The sequence below is a fragment of the Arthrobacter sp. 05L417 genome, from assembly GCF_056397865.1.
Window position 1 is genome coordinate 57,640 of record NZ_JBFTOG010000006.1, and the last position, 21,402, is coordinate 79,041.

The 21,402-nt window shown below is 62.0% G+C and carries 20 protein-coding genes; 14 read left to right on the forward strand and 6 right to left on the reverse strand.

Annotated elements, in window-relative coordinates; translation table 11 throughout:
* Positions 1 to 718: 718 nt before the first annotated feature.
* The 4 genes from AC1DJW_RS07515 to AC1DJW_RS07530 are packed head-to-tail and all read left to right on the forward strand — an operon-like array spanning position 719 to position 3,476.
* On the forward strand, positions 719 to 1,756 hold the full coding sequence (locus AC1DJW_RS07515; protein WP_476901063.1) for a hypothetical protein: 1,038 nt from the start codon (positions 719 to 721) through the stop codon (positions 1,754 to 1,756).
* 41 nt (positions 1,757 to 1,797) lie between these two features.
* A complete protein-coding gene (locus AC1DJW_RS07520) occupies positions 1,798 to 2,364 on the forward strand; it encodes an ABC transporter ATP-binding protein (RefSeq protein ID WP_476901099.1) in 567 nt (188 codons plus the stop codon).
* Positions 2,361 to 2,900, forward strand: a complete 540-nt coding sequence (locus AC1DJW_RS07525) for a hypothetical protein (protein ID WP_476901064.1) — start codon at positions 2,361 to 2,363, stop codon at positions 2,898 to 2,900. Before AC1DJW_RS07520 ends, AC1DJW_RS07525 begins: the two co-directional genes overlap by 4 nt.
* Before the next feature lie 3 nt (positions 2,901 to 2,903).
* Positions 2,904 to 3,476, forward strand: a complete 573-nt coding sequence (locus AC1DJW_RS07530) for a hypothetical protein (protein ID WP_390277340.1) — start codon at positions 2,904 to 2,906, stop codon at positions 3,474 to 3,476.
* A gap of 58 nt (positions 3,477 to 3,534) precedes the next feature.
* On the opposite strand, the gene rpsT is transcribed toward AC1DJW_RS07530, so the two are convergent.
* A complete protein-coding gene (gene rpsT / locus AC1DJW_RS07535) occupies positions 3,535 to 3,795 on the reverse strand; it encodes a 30S ribosomal protein S20 (protein ID WP_028267110.1) in 261 nt (86 codons plus the stop codon).
* Between the two features lie 170 nt (positions 3,796 to 3,965).
* Positions 3,966 to 4,535, reverse strand: coding sequence for a type II toxin-antitoxin system PemK/MazF family toxin (locus tag AC1DJW_RS07540; RefSeq protein ID WP_390277337.1), 570 nt, complete (start codon positions 4,533 to 4,535; stop codon positions 3,966 to 3,968).
* A 205-nt stretch (positions 4,536 to 4,740) separates the two neighbouring features.
* Here AC1DJW_RS07540 and lepA point away from each other — a divergent pair, with 205 nt between their 5' ends.
* Together lepA and hemW are read left to right on the forward strand one after the other, a co-directional pair.
* Complete coding sequence (lepA, locus tag AC1DJW_RS07545; RefSeq protein ID WP_476901065.1) at positions 4,741 to 6,594, forward strand: translation elongation factor 4; 1,854 nt, start codon at positions 4,741 to 4,743, stop codon at positions 6,592 to 6,594.
* A gap of 78 nt (positions 6,595 to 6,672) precedes the next feature.
* On the forward strand, positions 6,673 to 7,902 hold the full coding sequence (hemW, locus tag AC1DJW_RS07550) for a radical SAM family heme chaperone HemW (RefSeq protein ID WP_476901066.1): 1,230 nt from the start codon (positions 6,673 to 6,675) through the stop codon (positions 7,900 to 7,902).
* A gap of 40 nt (positions 7,903 to 7,942) precedes the next feature.
* Here hemW and AC1DJW_RS07555 read toward each other — a convergent pair whose 3' ends face one another.
* Both AC1DJW_RS07555 and AC1DJW_RS07560 read right to left on the reverse strand, forming a co-directional pair.
* Positions 7,943 to 8,356 carry a DUF4870 domain-containing protein gene (locus tag AC1DJW_RS07555; protein WP_284752243.1) on the reverse strand — a complete coding sequence of 138 codons (414 nt, stop codon included), beginning with the start codon at positions 8,354 to 8,356 and terminating at the stop codon, positions 7,943 to 7,945.
* A gap of 102 nt (positions 8,357 to 8,458) precedes the next feature.
* Complete coding sequence (locus AC1DJW_RS07560; protein ID WP_284752242.1) at positions 8,459 to 9,313, reverse strand: DUF3097 domain-containing protein; 855 nt, start codon at positions 9,311 to 9,313, stop codon at positions 8,459 to 8,461.
* A 180-nt stretch (positions 9,314 to 9,493) separates the two neighbouring features.
* Here AC1DJW_RS07560 and hrcA point away from each other — a divergent pair, with 180 nt between their 5' ends.
* From hrcA to AC1DJW_RS07575, 3 genes are all read left to right on the forward strand, one after another.
* Positions 9,494 to 10,507 (forward strand): heat-inducible transcriptional repressor HrcA, encoded by a 1,014-nt coding sequence (gene hrcA, locus AC1DJW_RS07565; protein ID WP_284752241.1) that lies wholly within the window; start codon positions 9,494 to 9,496, stop codon positions 10,505 to 10,507.
* 68 nt (positions 10,508 to 10,575) lie between these two features.
* Positions 10,576 to 11,706: a molecular chaperone DnaJ gene (gene dnaJ, locus AC1DJW_RS07570; RefSeq protein ID WP_284752240.1), complete on the forward strand. Its 1,131-nt coding sequence runs from the start codon at positions 10,576 to 10,578 to the stop codon at positions 11,704 to 11,706.
* Between the two features lie 2 nt (positions 11,707 to 11,708).
* On the forward strand, positions 11,709 to 12,485 hold the full coding sequence (locus tag AC1DJW_RS07575) for a 16S rRNA (uracil(1498)-N(3))-methyltransferase (protein WP_284752239.1): 777 nt from the start codon (positions 11,709 to 11,711) through the stop codon (positions 12,483 to 12,485).
* A 13-nt stretch (positions 12,486 to 12,498) separates the two neighbouring features.
* On the opposite strand, the gene AC1DJW_RS07580 is transcribed toward AC1DJW_RS07575, so the two are convergent.
* Complete coding sequence (locus AC1DJW_RS07580; protein WP_350225137.1) at positions 12,499 to 13,515, reverse strand: GerMN domain-containing protein; 1,017 nt, start codon at positions 13,513 to 13,515, stop codon at positions 12,499 to 12,501.
* Positions 13,516 to 13,809: 294 nt separating this feature from the next.
* On the opposite strand from AC1DJW_RS07580, the gene AC1DJW_RS07585 reads away from it, so the two are divergent.
* From AC1DJW_RS07585 to AC1DJW_RS07605, 5 genes are all read left to right on the forward strand, one after another.
* The gene (locus AC1DJW_RS07585; RefSeq protein WP_476901067.1) at positions 13,810 to 14,898 is read left to right on the forward strand and encodes a PhoH family protein; all 1,089 of its coding nucleotides are present in this window, start codon (positions 13,810 to 13,812) and stop codon (positions 14,896 to 14,898) included.
* Positions 14,895 to 15,368: an rRNA maturation RNase YbeY gene (gene ybeY / locus AC1DJW_RS07590; protein ID WP_476901068.1), complete on the forward strand. Its 474-nt coding sequence runs from the start codon at positions 14,895 to 14,897 to the stop codon at positions 15,366 to 15,368. The genes AC1DJW_RS07585 and ybeY overlap by 4 nt, the downstream gene beginning before the upstream one ends.
* Positions 15,365 to 16,696: a hemolysin family protein gene (locus AC1DJW_RS07595; protein ID WP_284752236.1), complete on the forward strand. Its 1,332-nt coding sequence runs from the start codon at positions 15,365 to 15,367 to the stop codon at positions 16,694 to 16,696. The genes ybeY and AC1DJW_RS07595 overlap by 4 nt, the downstream gene beginning before the upstream one ends.
* Positions 16,680 to 17,642 (forward strand): GTPase Era, encoded by a 963-nt coding sequence (era, locus tag AC1DJW_RS07600; RefSeq protein WP_284752235.1) that lies wholly within the window; start codon positions 16,680 to 16,682, stop codon positions 17,640 to 17,642. The genes AC1DJW_RS07595 and era overlap by 17 nt, the downstream gene beginning before the upstream one ends.
* A 74-nt stretch (positions 17,643 to 17,716) precedes the next feature.
* Positions 17,717 to 19,282, forward strand: coding sequence for an LCP family protein (locus AC1DJW_RS07605; protein WP_476901069.1), 1,566 nt, complete (start codon positions 17,717 to 17,719; stop codon positions 19,280 to 19,282).
* 13 nt (positions 19,283 to 19,295) lie between these two features.
* Here the strand turns inward: AC1DJW_RS07605 and AC1DJW_RS07610 are convergent, their stop codons facing one another.
* Positions 19,296 to 21,248, reverse strand: a complete 1,953-nt coding sequence (locus AC1DJW_RS07610; protein WP_284752233.1) for a M13 family metallopeptidase — start codon at positions 21,246 to 21,248, stop codon at positions 19,296 to 19,298.
* Positions 21,249 to 21,402: the final 154 nt, after the last annotated feature.

A 21,402-nucleotide genomic window follows, 5' to 3' on the forward strand; every position in this document is an offset into this window, starting at 1 on the left:
GCCTGGCTACCCACTCAATTCCGCGGCAATCACTACTCAATTTCGGGCAATGACCACTCAAATTCAGGCAAACGGCTACCTCGGCGGTCTTTTTGACCGTAGATTTCGCCGTGGGGAAGTCCTTCCTCCGGATGACGAGCCCGCTGTGTCAGCCCTCTGAGATGCCGGACGGGTGACTACGAAAATCACTGTATGAAAGGAACATTCATGTCAACTCCCGTTGAGAGCCGGAGCCGCACCAACGGCTCACTCACATGGAAGATGGCGAAAATTTGGTCTGGCCAAGAAGTGGGCGCTGAAGCAGTTCGTTGCATGGTAAACCGCTAACACTTACGTACCAGCCCATGAGAAGGCCACAATGAACTCGCCTGACGTCACCCAAAGACGTACTCGTGTATACGCTGTGGTCCTCTCCGGGTGCAAGGCCACCTTCACAAACGATTTTCGGCGCAGGTCCCATCGGTTCCAGGACCTTCTGTCGAGTTTAGGCTTTCCAGCTCACGCTACGACCATCAACAACGCACTGATCTTTGGGCATTTGTTGACATTACTCATCATCGGCGTGGGTATGGTGTGGACGCCCCAGCCAGCTGGGTTAGCCACATTGGGAATTCCGCTAAGCACTCCTGACCTGGTGAGCATCGCGGCGGTGCTGTTGGCAGTAGCGCTCATACAAGCGAGGCGTCGCTACAGCCAATCCCACCGTTGCTGGAACACCGTGTCAGCACCCCTGGGGGTTGGGATGCGCGCGGGTTTGGTCCTTACGGATCTGGGTCTTGCTGGCATGCTCATCCTTCAGAACCTGCGGTGGCACGAGGTTAGTAATCTATTAGCCGTCGGGGCGCTCGTTATCTCATCATTTCTTGTCGTGGCACCCCTGAAGAGAACGGCGAACCGGGTGCTCGTTATTTTGATTGTTGCCTTATCTGCGAGCAGCCTGATTCTTCTGTTTGCGAATGCATGGTGGTTGGAGGTCGATGACACCCTAGGCTCTGGATTGGGTTACAAATTGTTGTTGATCATGGCAGGCACTGTTCTTACGGCAGCTTCCACGCCTGTTCTATACTGGGTCGCAGCCCATCCCCGTGCGCTGCGTGGCTGTGAGTTGCTGACTGATTTATCAATTAAAGCAGCATGCATTTTTCTCTTGTCAAGCTTGGCCTTGTCGGTCATGGAAATGACACCGTGGCCGTGGACGGCGCCGTTTATTGCTCTCGTTGTCTTCTTCTCGGGGGTAGTTCTGTATCGATCGTCTTTCGTAAGGATCTCGTCACCCGAAACCTTGGGCTTTGCCCTATTCCTAGTAAGGCTTAAACCGTCCTGGGTAAAGCCCCTCATCATCCGCAGCCTGGTAACTGCGATCGTAGTAACCGCACCCTTGACCTTTATGTTGTGTGTATTCCTCCTTTTGGGAAAGTACACCCAGGCGGCGGTCTTGCTCGCTGCTCTTGTCGCTCTCGAGATAAGCATCGACGCCTTGATCGTCCAGCGTCGGACGGCCGTTATGCCGGCCTCGCACGTCGCGAAGTTGGCGCAGAAATCCAAGGCCGGCTTAGGCGCAGCACTTTGCGCTGGCCTCGCAGTTGTGTTCTCAGGCATTCTGAGCACCGCTGCACCGCAAGCAACAAACGGTCCTTGGCTTGGCATCGCGTCTGGCGGACTGACTCTCGTGGCTGTGCTCTTGGCCGCCCTTGTTCTCAACGACGCGCCTGCATGGCTGCGTGAACTATCTGCCACCGAAACGGAGGACACCTGAAATCTCTCGCGCGTGTCGATCATGCCTTTGGATCCCACGTCATTTTTGACGGAGCTGCCGTAGATCTTCCGGACCGCGGCGTTGTTGCGCTTCGAGGGCCGAATGGATGCGGCAAAACGACGCTACTCAAGCTCCTCGGCGGTATGATCTCGACGTCGTGCACTGAAATCGAGCGGTGGAGAAAGGACTTCACGGCGGTCTATCTAGACACGGACTTTCTTACCCTCGACTACCTCACGGTAGAAGAACACTTGGATATGGTCAGGCCGCTGATTGGCACGTCGGAGATGCCGGAAGATGAAGGGCATCATCTTCTGACGGAACAGATGATGCCAGCCAAGGTCGCAGACCTATCCCTCGGACAGCGCCAGCGACTGGTTCTGACAGTAGCTTTGGCACTCAGGAACGTCGATGTCCTACTTCTCGACGAGACCCTTAACGGATTGGACCAGCAAGCCTCTTTAGTCGCACGCCAGTCAATCCTCGCCGTAGGAAGAGGCCGACTGGTCCTCGTGGCTACACACGAGGATGACCACTGGACCGACTACGATCTCGCGATCCGCCAAAAGGATACAGTCGAACTGCGCCCAACAGGAGCGCGAAAATGAGCAGTCGTCTCACCAATAGCGTTCGCGCTCCTTTCAAGGCCGTGCGTTCCCACTTCCCATATCTGGGCACCGATTCCTTGAAAATTCTGATCGCCATGGCCTGCGGGATAGGTTTTGCTTCTCTCTTCACGTGGGGCAGCAGCAGTGACGTGACTTCGATTAGCGCGCCAGGAATACTTCTGCACAACGCTTCCTTGGCTGTTCTCGCTCTTTTCCTGACCCACTACGGTGCGATCGTCATGATGATCCTCAACGGCTTTTGGCTCGGGATGGGCCTGGTTGCCAGTACCGCGGCTGTTGGCCTTCACCAGACCGTTGCGCTCACCGCGATCCACGTTCCCCTCGAGATCGTAGCGTGGACGCTCACAATCCACGGGGCACGCCTATTTTGGCCAACACTTCTCGGAACGGTCAGAGGAGAACACGGTTGGCGTCACGTGGCTCACAAGATGTGCGAAGTCCTCATCGCCGCAGCTACCTTCTACTTCCTGGCTGCCCTGGCCGAGTGGGCCGAACACGCACTGCTCGAAAGGTAAGTCATGACCTCCACGAGCCCAAAGACGTCCGATCAGCCCACACCGCAGAGCCCGAAGAAGATCAACCCGGTCTGGATCATCTGCCTCCTGCTCGCATACACTGCTGCTGCCCAATTCGCTGTGGGGCCGAGCATTGGACGGCTGGCCACGGAAAATGCCGAACACAACCAGTTTTCGAGCCAAGAAGTGCTCCTCACCTTCCTCCGCGTAGGCGTCATTGCCTGGAGTATCCTGGCATCGTTTCTGCAAGCCCTCATATTGAGGCTTATATACAAGGGCATCGTCAAAGGACATGGCCCCACCTTTGGAGCCAGCTGGTTTTGGGTTCTTCTAGGTCAAATCCCGTTCATGGCCACTGTCCTCGTCATGGGTCTGTTTTTGCAGCCCGAAGCGCTCGGTCTCCTCGGTCAAGCCTGGGTGCGTATTCTGTTCGGCACCATCGCGGGGGCCATCTACATTGCGGCTGCAAAGAAGGTGTTTGTTGCCCCGAACGGGCGCCTTGCGATGCTCTTCGTCATCGTCGCCATCGTGAACTCCGTCCTGCTCGTCTCAGGTAGCTCAGCCTTAAATACCTGAGGCCGGCACCCAATGGGTGCCGGCCTCACGCGTTCAGCTCAGTCGAACTGGAAAAACCTTAGAGTGCGTTGACCTTTTTGGAGATCGCCGACTTGCGGTTTGCAGCGTTGTTCTTGTGAATAACGCCCTTGCTGACAGCCTTATCCAGCTTACGGCTGGCAGCAACAAGAGCCTTTGCAGCGGCATCCTTGTCCGTGGACTCAACGGCGGTGGCAACGGCGCGGATGGCCGTCTTCAGCTCAGACTTGACAGCGTTGTTACGCAGGCGAGCCTTCTCGTTGGTGAGGATGCGCTTCTTCTGGGACTTGATATTAGCCACGTGTGTGAACTCTCTTTTTAATGCGGAAATGGTCTAGAGGGTTTTCAGGTTGGCCATCGACTGAGCGGCGTGGGGATGCCTATGGCAGCCAACCATGAGTGGCCGTCGACCTGCACGGACACACAGCCATAAATATTATCAGACTCGGCGCTTTTCCGGGGATTTCGGGTCTATGCCGGATCGTGTCGCCCGTTGAGCCGACGCGCCACTAGTTGGAAAGTGCGTTTGTCGAGGACGGCACCCTCGCGCCGGACGTCCGCCGGACTGACGCGAACTACCCGGTCTACCTTGACCTCACTGGGCCGGCCTTGGGGGTCCCAGGCGCCGGTCCCGATGTCGATGTAGTCGTCTGAATGGAGCCCGTTGTCGTGGTCTTTGCTGGTCAGCATCAGCCCCAGCAGCCACCCGCCGTCGTGCCCAATCAACAGGACCGGCCGGTCCTTACCTTGGGAATAATCCTCTTCGTAAGGGACCCAGGACCACACGATTTCTCCGGGGTCCGGTTTGCCGTCGGGGTTGGGGGCGTACCGCGGAGACACGGCGCCCCTGAAGTCGCCCGGATAGGGGCGTGAAAGCTGCCCGACGCCGGTGCTTGCGCTTCGTGTCCGGCTCGCTGTCGCCGCGGCCCCGGCTTTCGGGGATGGGCGAGCGGGTGCGCCAGCCGGGGCTCCGATGATCCGTCGAAGGTAGCCCAAGGAGCCTTTGAGGAGTCTGCCAAGCAAATGTGTGTCCGATGCCATGGCTCCACCGTACTTTCCATTGCCATGCCGCGTCGCGCATCAAGTTGCTCACCATGCGTCTCCCACATTGCGACGGCGCCCGATCACAGTGCACAAGCGGCGTCGTGTTCATGGGAGACTATTAGTTCAGATATGCGGCATCGGCCGGAATGGTCCAGGCCAGTCCGGAGTCCGGCCGTGTGAGTATCGACAGTAAGGACCCTGCGTGTCTCCCATGGCCCGCACCGCACCGGTGCCCGCCGCGACAGATCCGGCCATCATCCGGAACTTCTGCATCATCGCCCACATCGACCACGGTAAATCCACCTTGGCCGACCGCATGTTGCAGTACACCGGCGTCGTTAAGTCCCGCGACATGAAGGCCCAGTATCTGGACCGCATGGATATCGAACGCGAACGTGGCATCACCATCAAGTCCCAGGCTGTCCGCATGCCTTGGGAACTTGACGGCACCAGCTACGCCCTGAACATGATCGATACCCCTGGCCACGTTGACTTCACCTATGAGGTTTCCCGTTCCCTCGCGGCCTGTGAAGGTGCGGTCCTGTTGGTGGACGCGGCGCAAGGCATCGAGGCCCAGACCCTCGCCAACCTCTACCTGGCGATGGAAAACAACCTGACAATCATTCCGGTGCTCAACAAGATCGACCTCCCGGCCGCCCAGCCCGAAAAGTATGCGGCGGAACTCGCCAACCTGATCGGCGGCGACCCCGAGGACGTGCTTCGGGTATCCGGCAAGACCGGTGTCGGCGTGGAGGCCCTCCTGGACAAGATCGTCCGCGATCTTCCAGCCCCTGTCGGCGACCCCAGCGCAGCGGCCCGCGCCATGATCTTCGACTCCGTGTATGACACATATCGCGGCGTGGTCACCTACGTCCGTGTCGTGGACGGCATGCTGCACCCGCGCGAGCGGATCCAGATGATGTCCACCCGTGCCACGCACGAACTCCTGGAAATCGGTGTCAGCTCTCCGGAACCCACTCCCTCCAAGGGACTGGGCGTCGGCGAAGTAGGCTACTTGATCACCGGCGTGAAGGACGTCCGCCAGTCGAAGGTCGGCGACACCGTGACCAACCTGGCCAAGCCCGCTTCCGAGTCCCTCGCCGGTTACGCCGATGCCAAGCCTATGGTCTTCTCCGGTTTGTACCCCTTGGACGGTACGGACTATCCCGTGCTCCGGGATGCCCTTGAGAAGCTGATGCTCAACGACGCAGCGCTCGTCTACGAACCGGAGACCTCTGCCGCCCTCGGCTTCGGTTTCCGCGTGGGCTTCCTTGGCCTGCTGCACCTGGAAATCACCCGTGAGCGCCTCGAACGCGAGTACAACCTCGACCTCATCTCCACCGCTCCCAACGTTGAGTACGAGGTCACGCTGGAGGACAAGCGGGTCATCCACGTCACCAACCCCAGCGAGTACCCCACGGGCAAGATCGCTGAGGTGCGCGAACCGATGGTGTCCGCCACCATCCTGGCGCCCAATGAGTTTGTGGGCGCCATCATGGAGCTGTGCCAGAGCCGCCGCGGCGTCATGGGCGGCATGGACTACCTCTCCGAAGACCGCGTGGAAATCCGCTACCGCTTGCCGCTGGCCGAAATCGTCTTCGACTTCTTCGACATCCTCAAGTCCAAGACCCGAGGCTACGGTTCGCTGGACTGGAAGGCCGACGGCGAGCAGGTCGCCGACCTGGTCAAGGTGGACATCATGCTCCAGGGTGAGCAGGTTGACGCTTTCAGCGCCATCACCCACCGTGACAAGGCCTACGCCTACGGGGTCATGATGACTGGCAAGCTGCGCGAGCTCATTCCCCGCCAGCAGTTCGAGGTGCCCATCCAGGCCGCTATCGGCTCGCGGATCATTGCCCGCGAGAGCATCCGCGCCATCCGCAAGGACGTCCTTGCCAAGTGCTACGGCGGTGACATCACCCGTAAGCGCAAACTTCTGGAAAAGCAGAAGGAAGGCAAGAAGCGCATGAAGATGGTGGGCCGCGTGGAAGTTCCACAGGAAGCGTTCATCGCCGCCCTGACCACCGACGAATCCAAGGACAAGGCCAAGAAGTAATGCGGCTTTTCGCCCGGAACGCTGCGGGACAGGCTCACCCTGGAGCGGCGCGCACAGGACGGGCCCGGAGGGAATTCCGTGCCTAGCGTTCTTCCCCTCGGGGATCCGGCACCTGCGGACGGCCTCTTGCCTCCGCAGGTGCTCGACGGCGTCGATTCACGCAAGTTCGGACTGTACGTCCACATACCCTTCTGCGCCGTGCGTTGCGGATACTGCGATTTCAACACCTACACTGCCACCGAGCTTGGTGGCGGCGCCTCCCAGGACGCCTACGCGTCCACTGCCATTTCGGAAGTGGAGTTCGCCGTCCGGGCCATGGAAGCCTCAGGGCTGCCTCAGCGGCCCCTGAGCACAGTGTTCTTCGGCGGCGGCACACCGACCCTGCTGCCTGCTGAAGATCTCGCACGCATCCTGACGGCCGCCGTCGGGCACTGGGGACTGGAAGCGGGAGCCGAAGTCACCACTGAAGCGAATCCGGACTCCGTGACGCCGGAATCCCTCCAACTGCTCGCCGACGCCGGCTTCACCCGGATTTCCTTTGGCATGCAGTCGGCGGTCCCGCACGTGCTCAAAGTCCTGGACCGTACGCACACACCCAGCCGGGTTCCCTTGGTTGTCCAGTGGGCGCGCGACGCCGGCCTTGCCGTGAGCCTCGACCTCATCTACGGCACTCCGGGCGAGTCCATGGCTGATTGGCAGACGTCCTTGGAGACTGCTTTGTCCTACGGTCCGGACCACATCAGTGCCTACGCGCTGATCGTGGAAGAAGGCACCAAGCTCGCGGCACAGATCCGGCGCGGAGAAGTGCCCGGGATCGACGACGACGACCACGCCGCCAAGTACGAACTCGCCGATAAGCTGATCAGCGCCGCCGGGCTGGACTGGTATGAAGTCAGCAATTGGTCCCGCACACCGGAACAGGCGTGCAAACACAACCTTGCCTACTGGCGGGGGGACGATTGGTGGGGAATCGGACCCGGTGCGCATTCCCACATGGGCGGCGTCCGCTGGTGGAACGTCAAACACCCCACCGCCTATGCCAACAGGCTCGGTAGCGGGGTCTCGCCGGCCGCTGGACGCGAAACGCTCGACGCCGGAACCCGGGAAGTGGAACGCATCATGCTGGAGGCGCGCCTCGGCACCGGGCTGCAGGTCGATGCCCTCGACAAGGTGGGCCGCCACGCCGTCGCGGGCCTCATCGCGGACGGCCTGGTTGAGCCTGGAGCAGCCTTCCAAGGACGGCTGGTCCTGACACTCAAGGGCCGCCTACTCGCGGATGCCGTGGTCCGCCGGATCCTTCCGGACTAACGTCCGGCGCGGGAACCGGCACAGGGATCGCGAAGACCCGCTACTTGATCCAGCGCAGGTTGAAGCGGTAGCGGTGCGGCTGTCCGTGGTTCACGCGGATTCCGGCCGACACCGAAAAGCAGGTCACTGCGACCCAGATTCCCGTGGCAAGGACAGCGAACAGGTTTCCCACCACCGGGAGCAAGACCAGGATGTTGGCGAGCACTGCCGCAATCGTCGGGGGCAACGTGAAGTTCAGCGCCTCCTTGGATTCCTGGGCCGTGAACGGGCCACGTTCGCGGAAGATCAAGTAGATCAGGAGCGAAGGCACGCAGCCGAGGATCCCTCCGAAGTGCGCCAGGGTTGCCCACTGCCGGTCTTCCGAGGCGGTCAAGGGCAGCGCGTTGGCAGGAACGCCGTGGTACTGGGACTGGCCCGAGGCGCCGTCCCGATCGTCAGGAGCGTTGTCTGCCACAGTTTCTTCCTTCGAGTATCTATCGGTGCAGTGTTGCTGTCCCAGAATACTTGCTCGGCACGCGATCAGCCGACCAACCACCGTGCCCGAGGCAGGTAATCATCAGGGAACGGTCAGGAAATCGATGACTTCCTCCACGCGACCCAGCAAAGAGGCTTCCAAATCGGCGTAGCTGTGGACGGCGCCCAGAAGCTTTTGCCACCCCAGTCCGATGTCTTCGGCCGTCTCATGCGGCCAGCCGAACGACTTCAGGATGCCGGTCTTCCAATCGGTGCCCCGCGCGACGGTCGGCCATTGCTCGATCCCCAATACTTTGGGCCGGATTGCCTGCCAGACGTCCACATAGGGGTGACCGACGATCAGGACGTTTCCCGTGGCGCCCGGCAGCGTCATGGCGTCGGCAGCAATCCGCGACTCCTTCGAATCCGGGACCAAGTGGTCCACGAGGATCCCGAGCCGTCGGCCCGGCCCGGGGGAGAACGCGGCAATGGCCGCCTTGAGATCGTCCACGCCGTGCAAGGGCTCGACGACGATGCCCTCCACCCGGAGATCGTCTCCCCACACCTTTTCCACGAGTTCGGCGTCGTGCTTGCCTTCCACCCAGATCCGGCTTGCCTTGGCGACCTGGGCCCGCTGTCCGGCGACGCGGACGGAACCTGATGCCGTCCTGCCTGCTTGCGGCGCGCCCTTGGCGGCCGGGCGTGGCGCTGGCGGCAGGAGTTTCACTGCTTGGCCCTCCAGCAGGAATCCAAAGCCGAGCCGGAACGATTTGGTCTTACCCCGACGGTCCTCAAGCACCACAATGTGCATGCCTCCGGACTTCTCCACCCTGGTCACGGCCCCGACCCAACCGGACTGAACGTCCTCGAGAACCATCCCGCGTTCAACGGGCACTTCAGGCAGTTGCCGTTTGGCCGGCGAGGAGAGGTCTTGCGGGCCCCAATTGTCGTAAGACACGGTCTTCACACCACTTTGCGCTAGGGGATCGGTCACGGTCCGTGGCATGCCGCAGGACCGCGCGGGAATCATGTTCGCCGCGAGCGGTACCAATGCTAACAACGAGGTGGCTCATACTAGACTTGTTAGCACTTGGGCATGTTGAGTGCTAACTGTTGAAATGTTGATCGGAGGTGGGCAGTGAGCGAACCACGCAAGCTTGAAGTGTTGCGCGCCATCGTGGAGGACTACGTTCACTCCCGCGAGCCCGTCGGCTCCAAAGCCTTGGTCGAACGGCACCATTTGGGAGTGTCGAGCGCCACCATCCGCAATGACATGGCCCTCCTGGAAGAAGAAGGCCTCATTGCGGCGCCCCACACGAGTGCGGGCCGCATCCCTACGGACAAGGGTTACCGCTTGTTCGTCGACCGTATTTCCGAGGTCAAGCCGCTTTCGGCTGCCGAGCGCCGGGCCATCCACTCGTTGCTTGAGGGACCCGACGACGTCGAGGACATCCTTGAGCGCACCGTCCGGCTCCTCTCCCAACTGACCAACCAGGTCGCCGTCGTACAGTATCCGCACCTGAGCCGCGCGCGCGTCCGGCACATCGAGTTTGTCCTTTTGGCGCCGCGCCAGATCCTGGTGGTGTTGATCGCCGATTCGGGCAAAGTGGAACAGGGAGTTGTGCACGCAGCGGCGGACGCCACCGACGAAGAGCTCATGGCCCTGCGCGGGCGATTCCTTGGGAGTATTTCCGGCTCCCAGCTCGACCTCATGCCGCAGGTCCTGCCCTCGGTGGTTGCCTTGTGCCCGCCGGCGCTCCGGAACCTTGCCGGCGCCCTTGCCCTCGGCCTGGAAAGGCTTGCCGAGCGGAGCCGCGACGAACGCATGGTCATGGCAGGCACGGCAAACCTGGCCCGCTCCAATGTGGACTTCCCGCTGAGCATCGGTCCGGTCCTCGAAGCGCTCGAGGAGCAGGTGGTCATGTTGCGGCTGTTGTCGGACATGGCGGAGGACCCCCGGGGCGTCACGGTGAGCATCGGGCGCGAAAACCCCTATGACGGGCTCTCCGAAGCTTCCGTCGTTGCCACGGGCTACGGTCCGGGCAGCAGCGCCAAGATCGGGATTCTTGGACCCACCCGCATGGACTATCCGAACACCATGGCGGCCGTCCGTGCCGTCGCACGCTACCTTTCCCGCATTCTGGGCGGCTGACGGCTTCGGCTGGAAACCGCCGCACAAGAAACGCAGTGTAACCGTAAAACAAGGAAGAGATACCGACTTTGAGCAGCCACTATGACGTTCTGGGCGTCTCGCCGGAAGCAACCGGCGAGGAGATCAAGAAGGCCTACCGCAAGCTCGCACGAAAGCTGCACCCCGATGTGAACCCAGGTGCCGGCGCTGCCGAGGAATTCAAGGCCGTAACTCACGCTTACGAGGTCCTCTCCGACCCCCAGAAGCGCCGCGTCTACGACGCCACCGGCAACGAGAACGGGACCGACAACGGTTTCGGCGGAGGCTACGCGGGCCAGGGATTCGCCTTCCAGGACATCTTCGACACCTTCTTCGGTGGCGGAGGTGGCGGCATGCAAGGCCCCGCATCACGCATGCGCCGCGGGCAGGACGCCTTGATCAGTGTCCGCATCGACCTGCGCGAGGCCGTCTTCGGTGTCAACAAGAAGCTTGAGGTGGACACCGCTGTCATCTGTCCCACCTGCGAGGGCTCATGCTGCCGTCCGGGCACCCACCCCGAGCGCTGCGACATCTGTGGCGGCTCGGGCCAGGTCCAGCGTGCTGTGCGCTCGATTCTCGGCCAGGTCATGACGGCCGCACCGTGTGGATCGTGCGAAGGTTTCGGTTCGATCATCAAGGATCCTTGTAATGAGTGCAGCGGCCAAGGCCGTATCCGCAGCCGCCGTTCACTGACCGTCAAGGTGCCAGGCGGCGTTGCTACCGGAACCCGCATCCAGCTATCGTCGCAAGGCGAAGCAGGTCCCGCCGGCGGACCTCCCGGTGACCTCTACGTGGAGATCCGGGTCAACAGCGATTCCACCTACATAAGGGAAGGCGACGACCTTCACGCAACGCTGAGCGTTCCCATGACCGCCGCGGCATTGGGTACCGAGCTTCAGCTTGATACTTTCGATGGCCCCCAGGAGATCGACGTCAAGTCCGGCACGCAATCCGGCGAAGTCATCACCCTGCGCGGGCTCGGCGTCACCCACCTCCGCGGCTACGGCAGGGGAGACCTCAAGGTGCACCTGCACGTCGAGACGCCCGGCAAGCTCGACGCCGCACAGGAAGACTTGCTACGCCAACTGGCGAAGTTGCGCGGAGAGCAGTTCACCGAAGGCAAGCTCGTGGCCAGTGGCGGTATGTTCGCGAAGCTGCGGGACAAGCTCGGTAACCTGTAGCGGTGAGCAACCCCGTATTCTTCACAGCAGCCGGAACGCTTGACGGGCTCGGCCCTGGTGACGCTTTCGTGCTCGACGGCGCCGAAGCAAGGCACGCTGTCACCGTCAAGCGCCTTGAAATCGGCGAATCGGTCGATATCGCCGACGGTGCCGGTAAACGGCTCACGGGCACCGTGACGGAATCCGGGCAGGGAACCTTGACAGTCCTTGCCTCCACCGTCCAGGAGGAGCACCAGCCGACGGTGCGGCTCGTGTTGGTCCAGGCCCTCGCGAAAGGCGACCGGGACGAGCTTGCCGTCGAAACGGCAACGGAACTCGGGATCGATGCCGTCGTGCCCTGGCAAGCGGAACGTTCCATCGTCCGTTGGAAGGGTGACCGGGCTGCCAAAGCCCACGCCAAATGGCAATCCGTCGCCACAGCAGCCGCCAAGCAGGCGCGGCGCGCGTGGATTCCCGAGGTGCGTGCCGCCGTCGACGGCTCGGGCTTGGCCGCGGCCGTTGCCGCGGCCGATCTGGCGATCATCCTGCACGAGGACGCGAAACGCCCGTTGCGTGAGGTTCTGGAGAAGTGGCAGGGCGAGGCTTCTAACGCGGATGCCGGAGATGGACTGGAAGTCCTGCTCATCGTCGGCCCCGAGGGTGGCATTTCACCGCGCGAAGTGACCAAGCTCAGCGACGTCGGTGCCGTCACCGCACTCTTGGGCCATCACGTCCTTCGCTCGTCGACGGCGGGTCCCGCCGCCGTCGTGCTGGCCAGCGACATTCTGGGGCGCTGGTAGGAAGCCTGCCGGATCAGCGAACGTTGAACGAACGGGTATCCGTCGCGACGTCGGCGCCATCGGGGCCAACCAAGGAAACCCGCAATTCATAGCGGCCCGCTCCGAGCCCCACGGTGAGGCTGAATACCCCGCCTTGTCCCGGGACGGTCGACGCGGTTGTCTGCCCGGCAAGGTAGGACGACTTGTCGCCATTTGAGTTCTCGCGGAGGATCTGCCAATGCAGCTTCTTCGAGGGGTCCGTGCTTCGCCCGTTGAACTTGACCGGACCGGCAGGCAAGGTCAAATCCTCCTGCGGGTCAATGATCCACACAGGTGCCACCATGGTTGCGTCGCGGACCATGGGATCGCCCAGTTTGACTTGTCCGAATGCCATGTAGTCCGTGTGCCCGTCCACCAAGATGGTCACTTTGATCTGCTGTCCGGCATCGATCAGGCCGGAGCTCGCGGCCGCAGCGGTCGCGGTGTAGACGAGTTGCTGGACGGCCCGCTGAGCCATCCCGGCATCGAGATTGGAATTGAACGCGTCGCGGGATACGTCCACCGTGACCACGTTCTTACCGGAAATCGAGGTCGCCAGGCTGCCCGGATTCTGCCACGGCGTGAAGAAATCGTGATCCAACGGCTTCTGGGACATCATGATCCGCAAGGCTGTGGTGATGGGGTTCTCGTTGCCCGGGTTGTCACGGAATTCGCGGTACAGGAAGGTGTCAGTGTCGCTTCGACCGATCCAATACACGGGGATCTTGTTTGAGGCCTGGGTTGTTTCGAGCGGAGCATTGCTGTCCGGGGCCACCTGCAGGGCGGCTGTCGGGGTGGGAACCGGCGTCGTGGATCCCTGTCCCGTGCGATCGGCAATGCAACCCGACAGGAACAAGGCAGCCGTCAAGGCGGTCGCAAGCATGGCGGAACTTTTCCGGATGCGTGTGCCGTGTGAAATGCCGGCTGGCCTGGTGATGGTGGATTCCTGCTCGTGTTCGGCCGCTGTGGTGCGGGTGGAGTCGTGCGCCCGGGTGGCCGGGTACAAGGGCATTTTTGCCCATGAATCAGCTTGTCATAGTCCCGCGGGCGTCGGCTGGCGTTTCGATACTCAGGCGGCGAACTGCAATGCGATTGATACGAGGTCGATGCCGAGTTGATACCAAAGCGTTCGAACAGGCCGTCCGCAGCCCCGCCAGGCACGGCCTGGAACCACCGCGGAGACTGGCTGGCGTAGGATTGAAAGCAATCCGAGGCCCGCGATCCTGCGCCCATCCAGCAAACGGACATCGGAGGAAATCGATGGACATCACCAAGCCGGAGGAGCACAGGCCGCGAGGCCAGCACTATGACAGAATCATTGAACGGGCGGCCCAAGGCCGGCAGCGTTGAGACAGGTCCGGCCGAGTTCCCACACTCCGTCCCGGGCGCCCGGACGGAAGTTGTCATCTTCGACAACTCGGATCAGATGGTTCAGACCCTTGGTAGCCATGACGAGGCGCTGCGCTACATCGAAGCCCAGTTCCCCGGCGTCGACTTTCATGTGCGCGGCAACGAGCTCTCCTTCAGCGGACCGTCAAGCGATGTTCCCCGGATCATGCGGCTCCTGGAGGAAGTCCGCGGCCTGGTCGGCAAGGGGACGGTCATCACCCCGGACGTGCTCCAGCAGCTAGTTTCCTTGTTGCGCAGCCAATCGCTGCAAAACCCCGTGGAAATCCTGACCCACAACATTCTTTCCAGCCGCGGGCGCACCATACGCCCCAAGACGCTGAACCAGAAAAACTATGTCGACGCCATTGACGACAACACTGTGATCTTCGGGATCGGCCCTGCGGGCACGGGCAAAACTTATCTGGCCGTCGCCAAGGCTGTTCAGGCCCTGCAGCTCAAGGAAGTCAGCCGTATCATCCTCACGAGGCCGGCCGTCGAAGCCGGAGAGCGCCTCGGCTTCCTGCCGGGGACGCTGAGCGACAAGATCGATCCGTATCTGCGCCCTTTGTACGACGCATTGCACGACATGATGGACCCGGAATCGATCCCGCGGCTCATGGCCGCCGGGACCATTGAGGTAGCACCGCTCGCTTACATGCGCGGCCGCACGCTCAACGACGCGTTCATCATTCTTGACGAGGCGCAGAACACCACCGCGGAACAGATGAAGATGTTCCTGACTCGGCTCGGCTTCGGTTCCAAGATGGTTGTCACGGGGGATATCACCCAAGTGGATCTGCCCTTCGGTGCCACCTCCGGGCTGCGTATCGTCCAGGAAATCCTCAGCGGGATCGACGACGTGAACTTTACGATGCTGGACGCGTCCGACGTCGTCAGGCACCGGTTGGTCGCCGACATCGTGATCGCGTACAGCAAATGGGATGAAAAGCACCGGGCGCGTGTCCAGCACACGCCCATCCATGACAAACGGGGAGAACACCGATGAGCATAGAGGTCAACAACGAGTCCGGCGTCCAGGTGGACGAGGCACAATTGGTGACGCTCGCACGCTTCATCTTCGAGCGGCTCTACATTCACCCCCAAGCCGAACTTTCCATCCTCCTGGTGGATGAAGCTGCGATGGAAAAGCTCCACATCGAGCTCATGGACGAACCCGGCGCCACCGATGTCCTGTCTGTTCCTATGGATGAGTTGACGCCGGGAACGCCGGGGAAGCCGACTCCGCAGGGCATGCTGGGCGACATCGCCATCTGCCCGCAAGTGGCCGAGGTGCAAGCGCGCAACGCCGGTCATTCGACACAGGATGAAATGCTCCTGCTCTGCACGCACGGAATCCTTCACCTGCTCGGTTTCGACCATGCCGAGCCGGAGGAAAAAGAAGAAATGTTCGGCCTGCAGCGTGAGCTGCTGTCCGCGTTCCTTGGCAAGGACGCCCCCATGGAGACCATGCTGTGACCTCGCTCATCCTGGTCGGGATGGCGTTGGTGTTCCTCAGTTTCGTCGCCCTGCTGACCGCGGCTGAGGCTGCCTTCACCTTCCTACCGCGGCACGACGCGGAGCAAGCCATCGTCAGGAGCCGGGGGAATTCGCTTCGCAGTATCCTCGCCCAGCCTGTTGCGCACATTCGCGCGCTGCGGTTCTGGCGGGTCTGGTTCGAGATGGCGGCAGCAGTTGCAGTCGCAGTCGTCATGCATAGTCTCCTCGAGAACGTCTGGCTTGCCGGTTTGGCGGCGACCGGCATCATGGCCGTCATTGGTTTCGTCTTGGTGGGTGTCTCGCCCCGCCAACTCGGACGCGCCCACTCAGGCGGGGTGGTTCGCTACTCGGCCCCGCTCATCAGGTTCCTGTGCTGGATCCTCGGTCCTATTCCCGGCTGGCTCGTGGCGATCGGCAGCACGGTGGCTCCCGGTGCGCCCAGCGGCGACGAAGCGTTCTTCAGTGAGGAAGAATTCCGTGAACTCGTCGACAGGGCTACGGAATCAGACATGATCGAGGACAGCGAGGCCGAACTTATCCAGTCTGTCTTTGACTTCGGCGACACCCTGGTCCGCTCGGTGATGGTCCCTCGAACGGACATTGTGAGCATCGAGTCCGGATCCAGCCTGGAGCAGGCCATGGCCCTGTTCCTGCGCTCCGGGTACTCAAGGATCCCCGTCATCGGCGAGAACGCCGACCAGATCCGCGGCATTCTCTATTTGAAGGACGTTGCTGCAGCACTGCACCGCCCGGAACAGCCATCGGCGCGCCAGGACGTCGATGCCATAGCCCGCGAGGCACGATTCGTTCCCGAATCGAAGCCTGTCAGCGACCTCCTGAGTGAGCTCCAGCAAGAGTCCACTCACGTGGCCATCGTCATTGACGAATACGGCGGCACGGCAGGACTCGTGACGCTGGAGGACCTCATTGAGGAAATCGTGGGGGAGATCGTGGATGAGTACGACTCCAATGATGCCGAGGTCACTGACCTGGGTGACGGCACGTACCGCGTCAGTTCACGGATGAGCATCGACGACCTCGGCGAGCTTTTCGACATTGACCTCGACGACGACGAAGTGGACACCGTGGGCGGCCTCCTGGCCAAGACCCTGGGCAAGGTGCCGATCGTAGGCAGCGCGGTGCAGGTGGATGGGATCTCCTTGAAAGCCGATAGGCTGGAAGGCCGGCGAAACCGGGTCAGCCATATCATTGCGGCAGCCATTCCAAAAGAAGACACTGACCTTGAAGACCTTCTCGACGAGGCCGACACAACGCAACAGGGAGTTCCACGTGAGCAAGCACAATAAGAAGTTCGACGCCGATCAGGACTTCGGCGGCTTCCACGCGGGATTCTCGGTTCTTGTGGGCCGTCCCAACGCCGGCAAGTCCACCCTCACCAACGCTTTGGTCGGCCAGAAGGTGGCCATTACCTCGGCAAAGCCGCAGACCACGAGGCACACGATCCGCGGCATTGTCCATCGGGAGGACGCCCAGCTGATCCTCGTGGACACCCCCGGCCTGCACCGCCCCCGCACCCTCCTTGGTAAGAGGCTCAACGATCTCGTCGCGGACACCCTCTCGGAAGTGGACGCGATTGGCTTTTGCCTGCCCGCCAACGAGAAGATCGGGCCGGGCGACAAGTACATTGCGGCCCAGCTCGCCGCCGTCGGACGCAAGCCCATCATCGCCCTGGTCACCAAGACCGACCTGGTGGACCGGCAGGCCCTGACCGAGCAGCTCCTGGCGGTAGCCGCCTTGGGCCGCGAAGTACTCGGCGAACAAGGCTGGGCCGATATCGTTCCGGTTTCGGCGACCGATGGCTTCCAGGTCAATACCGTCGCCGACGTCCTCATCGGCCACATGCCGCCCTCTCCTCCTCTGTACCCGGACGGTGAACTCACCGATGAACCGGAGGCCGTCATGGTCGCCGAACTTATCCGGGAAGCAGCCCTGGAAGGGGTTCGCGACGAGCTTCCGCACTCCCTGGCCGTGGTGGTGGAGGAAATCCTGCCCCGCGAAGGACGCTCCGAAGACAACCCGCTCCTCGACGTGCGCGTCAACCTGTACGTCGAGCGCCCATCCCAGAAGGCCATCATCATCGGCAAGGCCGGAAGCCGGCTGCGCGAGGTCGGAACGAACGCCCGCAAGGGGATCGAGGCCCTCTTGGGAACCAAGATCTACCTCGACCTGCACGTGAAAGTGGCCAAGGATTGGCAGCGCGATCCGAAGCAACTCGTGAAGCTGGGATTCTAGCCGCTGGGGAATTTCCCAGATTGGGCCCGTAAAATGGTCCGAATCCCATTTTCCGAGGAAAGGTTGAGCGCGCAGTGCGACGTCGCGATGCACGCGTTCAGGAGCCCGGCACCGTTGGTGCGCGCGGCACTGCACGCCACGGGGAAGCCCCCGGCACCCCCCGCCACATGAATGCTCCGAAGGGCCTCCCGCTCTGGCTCAAGGTCACTGCCGTGACGGTGTCGGTGCTGTTGGTCGGCGGTATCGCCTTCGCTGCTTACTGGGTCATCCGCTTGCAGTCGAACATCAGCAAAGCACCTTTGTCGGCAGGCGCTTCCAGGACCGAGGCGGCAGCAAACGATGCGACGGACCGCCTGCAGATCCTGATCCTCGGGTCCGACACCAGGGACGGGAGGAACTCGCAATACGGTTCAACGCAGGACTCTACTGGCTATGGCCAGTCGGATGTCATGATGCTGCTGGACATTTCGGCGGACAACAAGAGGGTGAGCCTCACCAGCTTTCCCCGCGACCTCCTGGTGGATGTCCCGTCATGCACTGATCCCAAAACCAACACTGTGTATCAGCCCCATTCCAACGTCATGATCAACTCGGCCATGGCAGAAGCCGGAATCGGTTGCGCCGTAGACACAGTGAACAAGCTAACGGGACTGCAAATCGACCACTTCATGATGGCCGACTTCAACGCCGTCAAGGAGCTGTCCAACGCCGTAGGCGGAGTGGACGTGTGTGTAAGCGACGCTGTCTACGACCCCGACTCCGGGCTCCGGCTGCCCCAGGGAACCTCGAAGGTCCAGGGGGAGCAGGCCTTGGCCTTCCTCCGGACGCGCCACGGTTTTGGCGATGGAAGCGACCTCGGCCGCATCCAGGCGCAGCAGGGTTTCCTCTCCTCGCTGACCCGGAAGATCAAGTCCGACGGCACGTTGGGCAATCCGCAGAGCCTCCTGTCCATCGCGGATGCCGTGACAAAGAACCTGACCGTGGATGAAGGCCTGGCGTCCGTCCAGTCGCTCCTGACCATCGGGAGCCGCCTCAAGGACGTTGACTTGTCCAAGGTCGCTTTCGTCTCGGCTCCCACCCAGCCCGCCGCCGTCGACCCCAACCGGCTCGAATTGGTTCAACCGCAAGCCTCCCAGCTGTTCGCCGCCATGCGCGCGAACCTGGACCTGACCACTCCGGGCGCTACGGCCGCTCCCTCGCCTGCGGCGTCGGGCGCCCCGAGCAACAGCGCGGCGCCAACGCCGAGCGCTCCCGCCGCTCCTGCCTATGTCAAGGCCCTTCAGCCAGTGACCGTTGCCGACGGAACAGGCATCGCATCCCGCGGCGAGGAGATCGCCGCCGCCCTGGTTGGCGGCGGATTCACGAAAGCCGCACACTTCCTTGCGGCCGCTGTGCCCAAGACCGTTGTCTATTACGGCCCCGGCTACGCTGACGTCGCGCCGGATGTCGCAAGTCTCCTGGGGATCCCGGCCTCGCAAATAGAAGCATCCAACGGCGTGGTCGGAGTCCAGGTCTACATAGGCAGCGACTTCGATTCCGGGACCAAATACGGAGTGGCCTCCGTACCGTCCAACGTCGTCAAGCAGACCGCGGGCGACGTGAAATGCCAGGCGGTCAACCCGGCACTCGTCGCTAGGTAGCTGTTGCCGCTGCCTACCAGATACTGACTCGGTCCTCGGGCGACAGCCACATCCCATCCCCGGCTTCCACCGTGAACGCCTCGTGGAACGAGTCCAGGTTCTTGGCGATGGCATTGGTCCGGAACTCGTTGGGGGAATGCGGGTCCGTGGCGACGCGACGGATGGCTTCCTCGGGACGGATGACCTGGCGCCAACCGGCAGCCCAGGACATGAAGAAGCGCTGCTGGCCGCTAAGGCCTTCGAGAACAGGGGGTTCAGCACCGTCAAGGCTCAGGAGGTAGGCCTTGTAGGCGATGGTCAGGCCGCCCAGATCGCCGATGTTTTCGCCGAGCGTGAGCTTCCCGTTGACCTTGTGCTCCGGAGCGGCATACGGGGCGAGGGCGTCGAATTGGGCAACGAGCTTCGCCGCAAGTCCTTCGAAGGCCTTGCGGTCTTCCTCGCTCCACCAATTCCGCAGCGCACCGCTTCCGTCGAACTGGGAGCCTTGGTCGTCGAAGCCGTGGCCGATTTCATGGCCGATGATGGCGCCGATACCTCCGTAGTTGACTGCGTCGTCGGCCTCCGCCGTGAAAAAGGGTGGTTGCAGGATCGCAGCAGGGAAGACAATCTCGTTCAACATCGGGTGGTAATACGCGTTGACGGTCTGCGGGGTCATGAGCCACTTGTCGAGATCGACAGGCTTGCCGACCTCATCGAGGTGGCGGTCGACGTCGGCGTTGTGGGCCCGTTCGACGTTCCCCAGAAGATCGGCCGGGTCGATGTCGACGGCGGAATAGTCTATCCACTTGTCCGGGAAACCAATCTTGGGCCGGAAGGCCTCAAGCTTTTTCAACGCCTCGGCCTTGGTGTCCTCGCCCATCCAGTCAAGCGCCGTGATGCTCTCGCGATAAGCCTCGATCAGTTTGGCGACGAGCGTCTGCATCCTGGCCTTGTACCCCTCGGGGAAGTGGCGCTCCACGTAGATCTGGCCTACCGCCTCGCCAAGGGCGGCTTCGACGACGGCGACGCCGCGCTTCCAGCGGTCCTTGTTCTGTGGAGTGCCACTCAGGGTGGTCCCATAGAAGTCGAAGTTTGCGTCCACGAACGCCGAGGAAAGATAGGGGGCGGCGGCATTGAGGACACGCAGGGCCAGCCACTCCTGCCACGTGCCAAGGGACTCGGACTCGACAAGGGCGGAGGCGCCGGTGAAGAAATCAGGAGTGCTCACCACCAGCTCGGTGAATTTGTCTTCCTCAACCCGGGCGGAATCGAACCATGCGTCAAGGTACGGGAACAGCTCACGGCCCTCCTCCGCGGTCTTGAGGTTGTAGGTCTTCTGCGGATCGCGCAGGGTGACGTTGTCCCAGTGGTGCGAGGCAAGCGCCTTTTCAAGGGCGACAACACGATCGGCGGCACCGTCGGCGTCGGGAATGCCTGCCAGGCCGAAGAGCTTGGCGACGTATTTCGCGTAGGCGCTGACAATTCCTTCGAACTTCTCGTCCCGGTAGTAGGACTCGTCGGGCAGGCCGAGGCCGCCCTGACCGATGTACAACAGGATCCGGTCCGGGTTCCCGGCGTCGGGCGCAGGATAGATGGAGAAGAGGCCGGAAACATCCGAGCGGAACAGCCGCCCGGTCAGGGCAACCACTTCGGCCGGCGAAGCTGTGGCAAAGACCTCGGCGAGCCGGGCCCGGATGGGCTCCATGCCCTTGGCCTCGGTGGCTTCCTCGTCCATGAAGCTGTTGTAGAGATCGCCTACTTTGCGTTCGATGCCGCTGGCATCCTCGCCCTTTGCGGCAGCCTCCTCGATGATCGCTTTGACCGCGAGTTCAGCGCCGTCCCGTAGCGCGGTGAACGTTCCCTCAAGCGGGCGGTCGTCAGGGATGACCGTCGACTTCAGCCACGCCCCGTTGACGTGCTGGTAGAGGTCGTCCTGCGGCCTAACGCTTTCATCGATGTTGGACAGTGTGATCCCCGACTGTGGCACAAGAACTCCTTCGGACGACGAGCGGAACCGGCTCACCACCGTTCCCGCGTCTGCATAGTGGACGTTGCTTCTGGTATTGCATTGTCATCATACGCACCCGTGTTACTGTGAAATGGTGCGTGCAGGAATGCTTCTCCTTAGCTGCCGCGGCGGG

Bases quoted from the DNA above. Each gene is read 5' to 3' on its own strand.
- AC1DJW_RS07585 (WP_476901067.1), top strand. From the start codon at position 13,810: ATGACAGAATCATTGAACGGGCGGCCCAAGGCCGGCAGCGTTGAGACA.
- AC1DJW_RS07525 (WP_476901064.1), top strand. From the start codon at position 2,361: ATGAGCAGTCGTCTCACCAATAGCGTTCGCGCTCCTTTCAAGGCCGTG.
- AC1DJW_RS07540 (WP_390277337.1), bottom strand. From the start codon at position 4,535: ATGGCATCGGACACACATTTGCTTGGCAGACTCCTCAAAGGCTCCTTG.
- ybeY (WP_476901068.1), top strand. From the start codon at position 14,895: ATGAGCATAGAGGTCAACAACGAGTCCGGCGTCCAGGTGGACGAGGCA.
- AC1DJW_RS07580 (WP_350225137.1), bottom strand. From the start codon at position 13,515: ATGCCCTTGTACCCGGCCACCCGGGCGCACGACTCCACCCGCACCACA.
- AC1DJW_RS07530 (WP_390277340.1), top strand. From the start codon at position 2,904: ATGACCTCCACGAGCCCAAAGACGTCCGATCAGCCCACACCGCAGAGC.